10 protein-coding genes are annotated in these 12,478 nt (G+C 63.1%); 7 read left to right on the forward strand and 3 right to left on the reverse strand.

All coding sequences use genetic code 11. From position 1 onward, the window contains the following. Positions 1-12: 12 nt before the first annotated feature. Positions 13-2,454 (reverse strand): TonB-dependent receptor, encoded by a 2,442-nt coding sequence (locus ACSJJU_RS09945; protein ID WP_435915247.1) that lies wholly within the window; start codon positions 2,452-2,454, stop codon positions 13-15. A gap of 193 nt (positions 2,455-2,647) precedes the next feature. Here ACSJJU_RS09945 and ACSJJU_RS09950 point away from each other — a divergent pair, with 193 nt between their 5' ends. Beyond that, on the forward strand, positions 2,648-3,526 hold the full coding sequence (locus tag ACSJJU_RS09950; RefSeq protein ID WP_435915248.1) for an enoyl-CoA hydratase: 879 nt from the start codon (positions 2,648-2,650) through the stop codon (positions 3,524-3,526). On the opposite strand, the gene ACSJJU_RS09955 is transcribed toward ACSJJU_RS09950, so the two are convergent. Next, positions 3,517-4,737 carry an acyl-CoA dehydrogenase family protein gene (locus ACSJJU_RS09955; protein WP_435915249.1) on the reverse strand — a complete coding sequence of 407 codons (1,221 nt, stop codon included), beginning with the start codon at positions 4,735-4,737 and terminating at the stop codon, positions 3,517-3,519. The genes ACSJJU_RS09950 and ACSJJU_RS09955 overlap by 10 nt on opposite strands. 28 nt (positions 4,738-4,765) lie before the next feature. Then, positions 4,766-5,815, reverse strand: coding sequence for a phosphotransferase family protein (locus tag ACSJJU_RS09960; protein WP_435915250.1), 1,050 nt, complete (start codon positions 5,813-5,815; stop codon positions 4,766-4,768). Positions 5,816-6,114: 299 nt separating this feature from the next. Between ACSJJU_RS09960 and ACSJJU_RS09965 the strand changes: the two genes are divergently transcribed. From ACSJJU_RS09965 to ACSJJU_RS09990, 6 genes are read left to right on the forward strand one after another with little or no spacing between them, the layout of a single operon-like run. Then, positions 6,115-7,533 carry a phosphotransferase gene (locus tag ACSJJU_RS09965; RefSeq protein WP_435915251.1) on the forward strand — a complete coding sequence of 473 codons (1,419 nt, stop codon included), beginning with the start codon at positions 6,115-6,117 and terminating at the stop codon, positions 7,531-7,533. Continuing rightward, the gene (locus ACSJJU_RS09970; RefSeq protein WP_435915252.1) at positions 7,526-8,545 is read left to right on the forward strand and encodes a DUF7064 domain-containing protein; all 1,020 of its coding nucleotides are present in this window, start codon (positions 7,526-7,528) and stop codon (positions 8,543-8,545) included. Before ACSJJU_RS09965 ends, ACSJJU_RS09970 begins: the two co-directional genes overlap by 8 nt. Before the next feature lie 14 nt (positions 8,546-8,559). After that, positions 8,560-8,964 (forward strand): Zn-ribbon domain-containing OB-fold protein, encoded by a 405-nt coding sequence (locus ACSJJU_RS09975; protein WP_435915254.1) that lies wholly within the window; start codon positions 8,560-8,562, stop codon positions 8,962-8,964. Between the two features lie 25 nt (positions 8,965-8,989). Next, on the forward strand, positions 8,990-10,156 hold the full coding sequence (locus tag ACSJJU_RS09980; protein ID WP_435915255.1) for a lipid-transfer protein: 1,167 nt from the start codon (positions 8,990-8,992) through the stop codon (positions 10,154-10,156). Next, positions 10,156-10,893, forward strand: a complete 738-nt coding sequence (locus ACSJJU_RS09985; RefSeq protein WP_435915257.1) for a nitroreductase — start codon at positions 10,156-10,158, stop codon at positions 10,891-10,893. The genes ACSJJU_RS09980 and ACSJJU_RS09985 overlap by 1 nt, the downstream gene beginning before the upstream one ends. Beyond that, the gene (locus ACSJJU_RS09990; protein ID WP_435915258.1) at positions 10,878-12,404 is read left to right on the forward strand and encodes a class I adenylate-forming enzyme family protein; all 1,527 of its coding nucleotides are present in this window, start codon (positions 10,878-10,880) and stop codon (positions 12,402-12,404) included. Before ACSJJU_RS09985 ends, ACSJJU_RS09990 begins: the two co-directional genes overlap by 16 nt. The last annotated feature ends 74 nt before the right edge of the window (positions 12,405-12,478 follow it).

A 12,478-nucleotide genomic window follows, 5' to 3' on the forward strand; every position in this document is an offset into this window, starting at 1 on the left:
TGTATGGCCTCCTCAGAACGAGACGCGGACTTCCGCACCGTACATGCGGGGACGGCCCACATTCGCCGAGTTGATACCCAGCGACGTGCCCTGGGCGAGACCGCCCACATAGTATTTCTCGTTGAAGGCATTGCGGACCCACAGCGACGCACCGAAGGTGCTGCCGCCGATCTCCTCCCAGTCAACACGGAAATTGGCGGTCGTGTAACCGGGCAGGCGGGTGTTCGGGCTCAGCGAATTTGCCGTATTCGAGAAATAGAACCCGCTCTGGGTATAGAGATCACCCCGCAGATTGAGATGCCCCATATCGCCCAGAGGCACGGTCACGCTTGCATAGGCTGAACCGGACCAGCTGGGCACATCCGCGACCGGACCGAACGTGGTCGGAACACCGAACGCATAGGCGATGTTCTTGGTGAACTTCGCATCGGTGTGGGCGGCCGTCAAACCCAGGCTCAGCCACTCGTTCGGCGTGATGCCGGCCTCAAGCTCAAGGCCCTTGATCCGCGCCTCCGGCACGTTGACCGTGATGGCGATCGAGCCCAGCGACGGATCGACCGGATTGACCGGGAACATGGTGCGCTGCACGTTCTTGACCTGCATCGTGTAGGCCGAGCCGTACAGATGGACGCGGGTCGTGCCGATCTCACCGTTGTACTTGAAGCCGCCTTCAAAATCCTGGGCCACTTCCGACTTGAACTTGTCGGTGTTGGTGAGCGTCGCACTGAGCGCCGGAGGCGCCACACCGTTGATGCCGCCGGAACGCCAGCTCTCGCGCGCCACGATATAGAGCATCAGCTCCGGGTTGGCCTGATATTCCAGACCCACGTTCCAGCTCGGACGGTCGAACTTCACGTCAGGCGTGGTGAGCCCATAGAACGTGCCGCCCGGCTGGTGATCCAGGCTGATCTTCTCCCAGGCATAGCGGCCGCCGATGGTGAACTTCAGCCCTTCCAGACCGGCAAGCACGCCCAGATCGAACGTGCCGTGGGCATAGACCGCCGTCGAGCGGTCCTTGATCTTGAAGTTCGACGTGGTCGAAGCCGGAGCACTGATCGGACTCAGGCCGAAATAGCTCTGCGGAAAGATCGTGTGATTGCGCAGATCCTGGAAGTAGCCGCCAACGGCATACTCCAGGCCGTTTCCGAACGCTTCACCCTGCAACTGGAGTTCCTCCGTGACGGACCGGTTGGTCACATCATTGGCGAAGTTCCGCAAGGGATCGGTCGACGGACGATTGATGTCGAAGTTGGAGATCAGCAGGTACGGCGTGCCGGTTTGGCCGGTCGAGTCAATGGCCCGGGACCACGAATAGCCGAAGATGTTCTTCAGGCGGGCACTCTCGGCAATGTCGATCGTCGTGGTGTTGGTGATCGCGAGATCCTTGCCACGATGGTACGACGGCATTGCATCGTTGACTTCCCAGAAGCCAAGCTCCTTGTTCTGGCGCTCCAGAACCGCGCGCAGGCCGCCCGGATCATATCCGGGGTTCGCCGCAAGCACGGCTTCCCATGCGCCCGGGATACCAAGGTTCGCATCCAGCTGCGGACCAAACAGGAAGTCCGCATTGCAGGGAAGCGGGGTTCCGTCGGGCGCGGTCTCGCCGCAGCGGTTGTACGAGTAGATCCGGGTACCGGAGTTGTTTCCACGGGTGCGTTCATATTGCACCATGGTCAGGTTTTCGATCCCTTCCGCAGGGCGCACCAGCAGGGACACGCGGAACGCGTTGCTGTCCAGTTCGCCCAGTCTGCGGTTGTCGTTGTTGTCGAAAACCGGCCCTTTGTAGACGTTCTTGATGTACCCGTCGCGCCGCGCCAGCTTGAAGGCACCACGGAACAGCACCTTGTCGCTGACAAGAGGCGCGTTGACCATGCCCTCAACGTTGATGGCGTTGAAGTTGCCGTAACCGGCCTTGAGATTGCCGGCGAACTCCTCCTTCGGGCGGGCCGTGGTCGAGAGAACGGCGCCACCGGTGGCGTTGCGGCCGAACAGGGTTCCCTGCGGACCTTTGAGGACCTGCACCGACTCCAGATCAAAGAAGGAGGCCACGCCGCCCGCCACGAAGGGCACTTCGTTCAGGTACGGCACGACCGCCGTCGATGCGCCCGAGAAGGCATCGACCGTTTGGCCGCGAATGGAATAGTTCAGCTGGTTGTTGGACTGCGTCTCTCGAACCACCAGGCCCGGCACTGCCGCTTGCAGATCCGACTGGGTTGCGATCGAGCGTTGCTCAAGGGCCTCCGCGCCCAGCGCCGTGATGCTTGTCGGCACCCGCGAGATGTCTTCGGCGCGGCGGCGGGCGGTCACGACAATCCCGTCGAAATCCGAGCTGGCCGCAGTGCTGGCTGTTTCGGTTGCCTGACCTTGCGCCGCACTGACGTTTGCCGGCGCAATCAAAGCCAAGGCTGTTGTCGATGCCAACAACCCGGCAATTCTCCCAAGATTCTTCCTCAAGGCATCTTCCTTTCCCTGCGGGGTAATTTTGTTATTCGTGCACTCCCCTGACCGACACATCCTATATTCGTCACCATACAGATGCCTGAACTGACCCTTGACCAGAGGTGCACTGTGAAGCGCCCTTGTCAGGACATACTCTTGCCCGGCCCTTCAACACGTTGCTGACTGGGGAGAAGGAAGGAGATCTGTCGTGGAACAGAAATTTGAATACATCGGCTACGATCTGGTGGCGCCGCACGTGGCGCGCATTACCCTGGATCGCCCGCAGAGAAGGAATGCCCAGAATACGCACATGCTGCGCGAGCTGAACGCCGCCTTTGACCGCGCCGCCCAGGACGACTCCATTCACGTCATCATCCTTGCAGCGAATGGTCCGCACTTTTCATCCGGCCATGACCTTGACGAAATCGCGGACGGCAGCGCTGTCGAAAATCTTCAGCAACTCGGGCCGATCGGCACCTTCTGCGGGTTTTCCTGCGCAGGGGCGGAAGGCTGGATGGCCTACGAGCGCGAAGTCTATTTCGGCCTCAGCGAGAGGTGGCGCAACATTCCCAAACCGACCATCGCCCAGGTTCACGGCAAGGTCATAACCGGGGGCCTGATGCTGGTCTGGCCCTGCGATATCATCATTGCGTCAGAAGACGCGACCTTTCAGGACACGGCCGTTGATCTTGGCGTTTGCGGCGTGGAGTTCTTCAACCACCCCTATGAGCTCGGCATTCGCAAGGCCAAGGAATTCCTCTTTCGATCCAATGTCTTGACAGCAAGGGAAGCCCTGTCGGCGGGCATGGTCAACCATGTGGTCCCGCGCGACGAGCTGGAGGCCTTCACTCTCAAGATCGCCTGCGAGATTGCCCGCAAACCGCTGTTTGCCCTGAAGCTGGCAAAGGAAGCCGTGAATGCCGCCCAGGATGCGGCCGGGCGAAGCACCGTTCTGCAATCGGCCTTCGGTCACCACCAGCTCACCCATGCCCACAACATGATGGTACACGGTTTGCTGATGGACCCGACCAACCTCCAGGCGGCATCACAGCAGAAGAAAGATGGGGCCGCGCCCGATCAGTCCTGATAGCGTTTCTGCTCAAGCAGAGCGATGGTCCGGGCATGCACTTCGTCCGGGCCATCGGCAATGCGCAGGGCCCGAATGCGCGCAAAGAGCGCCGCCGTCCCCGCCTCGCTGTCGAGACCCGCTGCGCCGAAGGCCTGGATCGCATCATCCACGATTTTCAGGGCCGTGCGCGGGGCCTTGACCTTGATCATGGCAATTTCCAGCCGGGCGACCTTGTTGCCCACCTTGTCCATCATGTCCGCGGCCTTGAGCGTCAGGAGCCGCGAAGTCTCGATGTCAATGCGGGCCTCGGCAATGCGCTGCTCCCAGACCGAGTGCTCGATGAGCCGGCGCCCGAAGGTGGAGCGGCTCATCAGGCGCCGCACCATCTTTTCGAGGGCCACTTCGGCCATGCCAATGATGCGCATGCAGTGGTGAATGCGCCCCGGGCCAAGCCGGCCCTGCGAAATCTCGAAACCGCGTCCTTCGCCGAGAATCATGTTCTCCGCGGGCACCCGGACATTGTCGAAAATGACCTCGCAGTGGCCGTGCGGCGCGTCATCGTAGCCAAAGTTGGTCATGTTGCGCCCGATGGTAATGCCGGGCGTGTCGATCGGAACGATGATCTGCGAGGCCTGCTTGTGGCGCGGCGCGTCCGGGTTGCTCCGCCCCATCACGATCATGAAGCGGCAACGGGGGTCCATGACGCCCGAAATCCACCATTTACGCCCATTGATCACGTAACTGTCGCCGTCGCGCCGGATTTCGGTCTGCATGTTGGTGGCGTCGGACGACGCGACGTCGGGTTCTGTCATCGCATAGGCGGAGCGGATTTCGCCCGCCATCAGCGGCCTCAGCCACCGCTCTTTCTGCTCCCGCGTGCCATAGAGGTGCAGGAGGTCCATGTTCCCGGTATCTGGCGCACTACAGTTGAACACCTCGGAGGCCCAGGTGATTTTCCCCATTTCCTCCGCCAGCGGCGCATATTCGAGGTTGGTCAGGCCAGCCCCCCGGAAGTCATCTTCGTCGTGCTCCGACGGACACATGAACAGGTTCCAGAGGCCTTCCGCGCGCGCCTTCGCCTTCAACTCCTGAAGGATCTGCGGCTGCTCCCAACGGTTTTTCTCCAGCTGGGCATAGTAGACAGGCACAGCGGGATAGACATGCTCAGCCATGAACCGGCGGACACGACCGAGCCATTCGGCCTGACGAGGGGAAAGGTCAAAGTCCATGTGCAAACTCCTGGTCGATCGGGTCGGGTCAAGCCCCGGCAATGATTTTACGGGCGTGGTCCAGCAAGGCGACAGCTGAGCGATGCAGCCGCTCCCCGGTCGCCTTGTCGGCCAATCCGGCCTGTGCGCGTGCGTGACTGCCTTCGAGAATGAGGCCCAGCTTGTAGCAGGCCAGCACTTCGAACCATGGCAGGTCATCCAGCGCCCGGCCGGTGCGAGCGGCGTACCGCTCGATCATTTCCGCGCGGGTCGGGAAGCCATCCAGACGCTCCACCCGCATGGTGTACGGCTTCGGCTCCCCGCCGTCCGGCCAGCTGATCAGGATGCGCCCCAGATCGACCAAAGGATCGCCGAGCGTGGCCATTTCCCAGTCCACAATTGCCTGAAGGGCGCCGTCCTCGCTGAAGATGGCGTTGCCGACATGATAGTCGCCGTGAATGACGCCGGGCTTCATGGTGCGCGGGCAATACCTGCTGAGCCAGTCACCCACCATGGCAACATCGCCCAGGGCGCCCGGCCCCTCCCATCCTTCGAAACGGCTGTAGCTTTCCAGCTCTTTCGCCCAGCGTTCAACCTGACGCTCAAGGAACCCATCGAGCTTGCCGAAATCACCCAGACCAACAGCGACCGGATCAACTGCCGCCAGGCTGGCAAGCCCGTCCATCATCCCCAGCCCCATGCGATGGCGGATCTCCGGCCGGTCCAGCACAGGCGCGGGCAAGCCCACGGTAGGATTGAACCCGTCAACCGCCGCCATGACGTAGAAAACGGCACCACCCTCCCCCGGGTCAGTGCGCGCGGCAATCAGGGCGGGGTGCGGAACCTGGGTACCGCGCAGCGCGGACACAAGCCTCACTTCCCGGGCCAGCAGAGTGTTGCTGTTCGGGCGGGGCCGCGCCGGCGGATGGCGCAGCACATAATCCCGCCCCCCGCAGGAAAACCTCAGAACAATATTCTGGGTGCCACCGGCAAGGAGACGCGCTGACTCAATCTGCCGGGCGCCGGGCACTCCGGCAGACTCCAGAAGTTCGGATACGGGCGCGAGATCGATTGGCAGGTTCGGTTCCACTGTCGTCATGGTACTCTCTCCACCCTCCCGTCTTGCGGATACACCCTTTCAATGACAACCGGACGATTACTCTAGTTCAGTGACGATGAAGGGATGTGCTGACTACAGGCAAGGGCCAAGGCTCATGATGGCACTGCCATTTCCGACCACCCGATCCGCGCTTCCTCACGGCCTGTTTTGACGTGTGGATACGCCCCCTGGAGCGCTTCCTTGCCAGACTGATTTCACTTCTCTTTCAGGCCACCGCAATCGCCAATTTTAGCTATGCTTCCCGAAATGCTGCGGAAGCCAAGACCCAGGGTCGAGCCATGGATGAGATAAGCAGGAAAGTGCTGGAGAGCGTGCATGACTGCCTCTGCCGCCTGACCCATGCCCAGAACCTTTCGCAAGAACAGCTGACCGAGATCCACATGTCGGCGACAGCGCTGGCCTACCAGATCCGCCGCATGGATTATCCCGAAGCTGTTGCGGCGCAGGTCCGGGAGGGCGAGCAGGCCCTTGCCCGCCGGTTGACGGACCACCCGCCTGCCGTTCAGAGCAGACGACATGCGGACGTGTGGGCCGGGCAACCGGGGGCCACGCTGTGCGCCGCGATCGAGGGAGCGGACCCGGCGGACGCCCTGTCCCGGCTCGGCGATGTCCGCGATCTGCTGGTGGCGCTCTACGAGCCCATGGACCCGGCTGTCAGCGCCGGTACCCACAGCACCTATGCCGGAGGACGGGGCGACAGGGTCCAGGACGAAAACGAGCCACAGGTACGCGATCTGTCGGCACCGCTGCTTGAGGCCTGGCTGCGGCGCACTGGAAACGGCGCTGCGGATGTGTCCGTCACCGAATGCCGGAAGCTGATGGGCGGTTTTTCCAAATCGACCTACGTCGTCACCCTTGTTGATGGCGGCGCGCCGCAAAAAATCGTGGTCCGCAAGGATTTTCCGGGCCTTCCGACCGGCTCCAGCGTCGTCTCCGAATATCCGGTGTTGCAGGACATGGCGAAACTGGAGGTGCCCGCGCCGCGGCCGCTCTGGCTGGAGGCCGACAGCGCGGTCTGCGATGGCGCCTTCATGGGCGTCACCTTCGTTGCCGGAGAGCCGGCCAACCGCGCCGTCCCTGCCGACAGCGAGGCCAGACGCTCGTGGGCCAGAAGCATTGCCACGGCGCTCGGCCGCCTCCACGCTGGCACCGCCCTGGCAGGGACGGACCCCCGGGATCACATCCTCCAGGAAATCGCCGATGTGGAACGCCGGATGCTGGAGCGTGAACGCGCCCCGCATCCCGGTCTGGTGCTGGGCCTCAAATGGCTGCGCCAGCACATCGACGATCTTCGCGGCCGGCCCGCCTGCCGGATTCACGGCGACGTTGGGTTTCACAACATGATGATCGCCGAAAACGGCGTCTCCGCCCTGCTCGACTGGGAGTTCAGCCGGATCGGCGACCCGGTGGAAGATCTGGCCAGCGTCAAGCCGTTCATGGAGCAGATCGAAAGCTGGGAGGAATTTTACGCGACCTATCGGGAGATCTGCGGTTTCGAACTTGACCCGACGGCGGACCGCTACTTCACGGTCTGGCACGAGGCGCGCAACATGGTGGCGTGCATCGGCTCCCTGAATTCGCTGCTCCTTCCCGGGGTTCGTTCCGTGCCGCTGTCTCTCGCGGGCACGGTGTACGCCCCCAAGTATGAAGTCAGCCTGCTGGATGCCATCAAGGAGGCGGAACGCACCCATGTCTGAAGTGATCGAGTGGACCAAGAGTGCGCGCGGATTCGGCAAGCCCGGGCCGAACGATGATTTTTATCATGGACGCACGCTGCCCGAAAAACATCATGAGATGACCGAGACCTGGTACTGGGGATTCAATGAACCCCGGTCCGGCATGCATGGCTTCATCCATATCTGGACCCACCCCAATCTCAACCTCTGCACCGGCGGCCTGTTCGTCCACTTCGGCAGCAAGCGCGAGCAGCTGGCGTGCGAGCTGTTTGATTTCCGCAACTTCACCCCGGACACGATCTTCGACGAAAAGGGCAATATCACGCTCGCCAACGGTCTGACGGTGGAGTTCGAGAAGCCGATGGAGCGGATGCACATCCGCTACCGCAATCCGGACCGGCAGTTCGAACTGGAAATGACCCAGGAGGCTGTGCAACCGGCCATCATGCGCTCGAACAACCAGCATTTCGAGCAGGTCATGCGCTCGGTGGGATGCGCCAGGTTCGAAGGCCGGGAGTACCGGTTTGACAACCTGACGATCCGCGATCGCAGCTGGGGCGAGCGCCGCCCCGAGGATGGTCACAAGTTGCCACCCTACACGTGGATGAACGGCGCGTTTTCGAAGGATTTCGCCTTCTGCATTTCGGGTCTGGACGATCCCGACCGCAACCCCGACTGGGCCGGGATGTACGACATTCCGCGCGACAAGCTGATGAGCGATGCGTGGGTCTTCCTGAACGGGCAACAGTTCCGCCTGTCCCGCTACTCCAAGATTACGGAGCGGGCGAAGGAATGTGGCCTGCGGCCGGTGCGCCATGTGATCGACTGCACCCTGGAAGATGGGCGCGATATTCAGTTCATCGGCGAGGTCACCGGCAGCGTGCCCTGGCACTGCTGGCAGAATGCTCTCTGCCACACGGGCCTGACCCGGTGGACCTGCACGCAAACGGGCGAAACCTGCTGGGGCGAAACCCAGGAGGTGCAATGGAATGATTATGTCTACCGGGTGTGCCGCCCGGTCAGTGACGCTTGAGAAAGGAACCGGAAATGGGCGCTAACGACCGGGGACACAACGCTCCCTGTTCCAACCGCGATTACGACTTCTTCTACCGGGGGCTGGAGCAAGGAAAGCTGCTTGCGCAGAAATGCTCGGGCTGCGGTGCGCTGCGCAGCCTCCCCTCGCCCGCCTGCGGCAAGTGCGGTTCGCTGGACTGGACGGAGGTTGAGCTCTCCGGCGAAGGCGAAGTCTACAGCTATGTCGTCCACCACCATCCGCCGCTCCCGGGGTTTCAGGTTCCCCACGTGATCGCGCTCGTCCAGCTGCGCGAAGGCGTTCGGCTGCTGGGGGCCATGGATGGCACCGATCCAGCCGAAGTCGCCGTAGGCAAGCCTGTCCGGGTCGAGTTCCTACGCCGTGGCGATGTCGCCGCCTACCGGTTCCGCAACGCATGAATGACCGCGAGCACGGGATAAAATCATGACCAGCATTTCCAACAAGACCGTCATCGCCGGATATGGTGCGACCGAATTCTCGAAAAACAGCGGCCGGAGTGAACTGCGGCTTGCTGTCGAGGCCACCCTCAGCGCCCTGAAGGACGCAGGGATCGACCCGTCCGAGGTGGATGGCATGTCCACCTTCACCATGGACAACAACAGCGAACAGGAAATCCACCGGGCCATCGGCGGCAAGGATCTGAAGTTCTTCACCCGTATCCCGCAAGGGGGCGGCGGAACCTGCGCGCCGCTGCAACAGGCCGCCATGGCCATCACCACCGGCATTGCCAACGTGGTGGTTGTCTACCGGGCCATGAACGAGCGCTCGGAGTATCGCTTCGGCCAGCCGATGCACTCGCTCCCGCCGACGAGCGACAACGTCATCTTTGCCTACCACGGCTTCAGCGGGCTGATGACTCCGGCCGCGATGATCGCCCTCATGATGCGCCGTTACATGCATGAAACCGGCGCTACCAGCCTTGATTTCGCCAACTATGCGGTCCTTGCCCGCAAGTATGCGTCCACCAATCCGAACGCGTTCTTCTACCAGAAGCCGATCACGATCGAGGATCACCAGAGTTCCCGGATGATCGCGGACCCGCTGCGCCTGTACGATTGCTGCCAGGAAAGCGACGGCGCCGTGGCGTTGGTGGTCGTGAGCGCGGAGCGGGCACGGGACCTGAAGCAGAAGCCCGTCTACATCCGGGCCGCGGCGCAGGGCTCGCCGGGCGGCACCGTGAGCCTTGGCGGATACTACAAGGACTGCATCTGGCCCTATGACGAATGCGCGGCCGCCGCACGGCAGCTTTACGCCCAGTCCGGCCTGTCGCCGAACGATATCGACGCGGCCATTATCTATGACCACTTCGGGCCGAGCGTCTTTCCTGCCCTTGAAGCCTATGGCTTCTGCGCGAAGGGCGAGGCGAAGGAGTTCGTGAAGGACGGCAATCTGGAAATTGGCGGCAGGCTTCCGATCAACATGCACGGCGGACAGCTGGGCGAAGCCTACATCCACGGCATGAACGGCGTCGCCGAGGCTGTGCGGCAGCTCCGTGGCCAGGCAATCAACCAGGTTCCCAACGTGCAGAACATGGTGGTCACCGGCGGCAGCGGCCTGCCGACCAGCGCCGTCATTCTGGGGGTGAACTGATGCCATCCGTCGAACGCGAAGATATCCACGCCGCGCCGGGCATGACGCCCGAGTCGCGGGTGCTCTCCCGCCTGTTGAAGGAGCGCTTCAGTTGCCGGGCCTATCGCCCGGACCCGGTGCAGCACGAGACCATCGAGACGATGCTGCGCCTCGCGCAGAACGCCGCGTCCTGGTGCAACAGCCAGCCCTGGCAGGTGTACGTCACCGAGGGGGAGGCCACCGAGCGGTTTCGCAAGGCCTTCCACGAGCGCGCCCTGGCCGATGCGGCAGCGGGGTCACCGACCACGGAGTCGGACCTGCCCTTCCCGGCCGCCTACAAGGGCATCTACAAGGAGCGGCAGCGCGAGGTTGGCTGGCAGCTCTACGAAGCGGTGGGCGTGGCCTACGGCGACCGTGAGGGCTCGGCCCGGCAGGCGCTCGAGAACTTCCGCCTGTTTGGTGCGCCCCATGCGCTGGTGATCACCACCGAGCGCGATCTGGGCGTCTACGGTGTCCTTGATTGCGGCTCCTATCTGGGAACGCTTCTGCTCGCGGCGCAGTCGCTGGGCATTGCCATGATTCCGCAAGCGGCATTCGCCAACTACAGCCCGTTGCTGCGCGAATTTTTCGGAATTCCCGAGAACCGCGCCATCGTGTGCGGCGCCTCCTTTGGCTACGCCGACATGACCCATGCGGCGAACAGCTTCCGCTCCCGCCGGGCAACACTCGATGAGGCCGTGACATGGCTGAACAAGTAGACTCTCAACTGGTTCTCCCGGCCCATCCTGCCAACTACAGCGACGCGGGCTTTGCGTCGGCTTGCCATTACAGCCGGAAATACACGCCCTATATCTGGTTTGCGCAGTCCGCGCACCGCTTTCCCGAGCGGCTTGCCCTGACCCATCCGGGCGGCCGCTTGACCTACCGCGCGCTTGACGACATGGTGCGCGCCTTTGCCCGCGGCCTTCTGCGGCTTGGTATGCAGCCGGGAGAGGCCATTGCCGTCGCCTCCGGCAATCGCTGGGAGCTGGCGCCGCTGTTTCTCGCGTCGTCCGCCATCGGCATATCGTTTACCGCGTTCAACCCGATGCTGACGACCCACGAGCTCGCCTATCAGATCTCGGAGCTGCGTCCACGCCTGCTGATTGCCGAAGGCTACACCACCATCGAGGCCGTGCTTGATGCCGACGATGGCGGATCAATCGAACCGTCCGGGGACGAATGGGGGCCGTTGATGGTTCGCTTCTCCTCCGGCACGACCGGCAAGCCCAAGGCCATGGTCAACAGCCAGCGCGCCCAGCTCGAGAACTACCGTCTCGCGATGACAATGCTGGATATGCGCCCCGGCGATATTCACCTTGTCACAGGTCCGCTGGGCCATGCCGCCCTGCACGCGGGCCTGCCCCAGTTGCTGGCGGGCGGCACCATCGCCGTGATGGGCCGCTTCGACAAGGCGAAGTTCTGGGACGACTGCGCCGAGTATGGCGCAACCAATGCCCTGATGGTGCCGACCATGCTTTCCGGTGCCCTGGAGTATCCCGGAGAGGCGCCGAACCTGCGGCGGCTGCTGTCAACGGCGGCCCCGCTGGCGCCCGCCCTCAAGCAGAGGTTTGCGGAGCGCTTCCCCCATGTCGGCCTGGTCGAGGCCTACGGCTCGTCCGAGTTCGGCTATGTGTCAGCCCTGTTCCCGGACGAGCATCGCGACCGCCCGCGCTCGGTGGGGCGCCCGCTGCCGGGGCAGGACGTGGCCATCTTCGACGAGGCCGGGCGCGAGTGCGCGGCTGGCGAGATCGGCATGATTCATGTGCGCAGTCCCGAGCTGGTCACCCGGCATGTGGGCTCCATACGCCCGGAGCCCACGGCCGCCGAGCAGCGCGGCGAAGGCTGGCTGACCTCCGGTGATCTCGGCTATTTCGACGCCGAAGGCTACCTCTACATCAGCGACCGCCGCTCGGATCTGATCATCTCGGGCGGCCTCAACGTCTACCCGACGGAAGTCGAGGCGGTTCTGAGCGAGATCCCCGGAATCCGGGAGGTTGCCGTGGTCGGCATCCCGGACGCCCACTGGGGCCAGCGCGTGGTCGCCTATGTGGACGCGGATTCCGGGATTACGGTCGAGGATATACGGGCATACTGCGCCGGGAAGCTGGCGAAATACAAAATCCCCCAGGCCGTGCACAGGGTTGGTCCGCTGCCGCGCACCAGCAGCGGCAAGACTTCGCGATCGATGGTGCGTGCCATGGCCGAGCGCGGCGAATTTCCCGTCTGAGCCTGCCGAGGGAGCCGCGCGCACGTGAGCGTGCCGCGTATCGACACATGAGCGAAAACGGAGAAAAGCATTGA

The organism is Pedomonas sp. V897 (assembly GCF_051304405.1).
In the GTDB taxonomy this organism is placed as follows: Bacteria; Pseudomonadota; Alphaproteobacteria; order Sphingomonadales; family Sphingomonadaceae; genus Pedomonas.

Coding starts and splice junctions, on each gene's coding strand:
- ACSJJU_RS09955 (WP_435915249.1), bottom strand. CDS start 4,737: ATGGACTTTGACCTTTCCCCTCGTCAGGCCGAATGGCTCGGTCGTGTC.
- ACSJJU_RS09980 (WP_435915255.1), top strand. CDS start 8,990: ATGACCAGCATTTCCAACAAGACCGTCATCGCCGGATATGGTGCGACC.
- ACSJJU_RS09970 (WP_435915252.1), top strand. CDS start 7,526: ATGTCTGAAGTGATCGAGTGGACCAAGAGTGCGCGCGGATTCGGCAAG.
- ACSJJU_RS09985 (WP_435915257.1), top strand. CDS start 10,156: ATGCCATCCGTCGAACGCGAAGATATCCACGCCGCGCCGGGCATGACG.
- ACSJJU_RS09965 (WP_435915251.1), top strand. CDS start 6,115: ATGGATGAGATAAGCAGGAAAGTGCTGGAGAGCGTGCATGACTGCCTC.
- ACSJJU_RS09975 (WP_435915254.1), top strand. CDS start 8,560: ATGGGCGCTAACGACCGGGGACACAACGCTCCCTGTTCCAACCGCGAT.
- ACSJJU_RS09960 (WP_435915250.1), bottom strand. CDS start 5,815: ATGACGACAGTGGAACCGAACCTGCCAATCGATCTCGCGCCCGTATCC.
- ACSJJU_RS09990 (WP_435915258.1), top strand. CDS start 10,878: ATGGCTGAACAAGTAGACTCTCAACTGGTTCTCCCGGCCCATCCTGCC.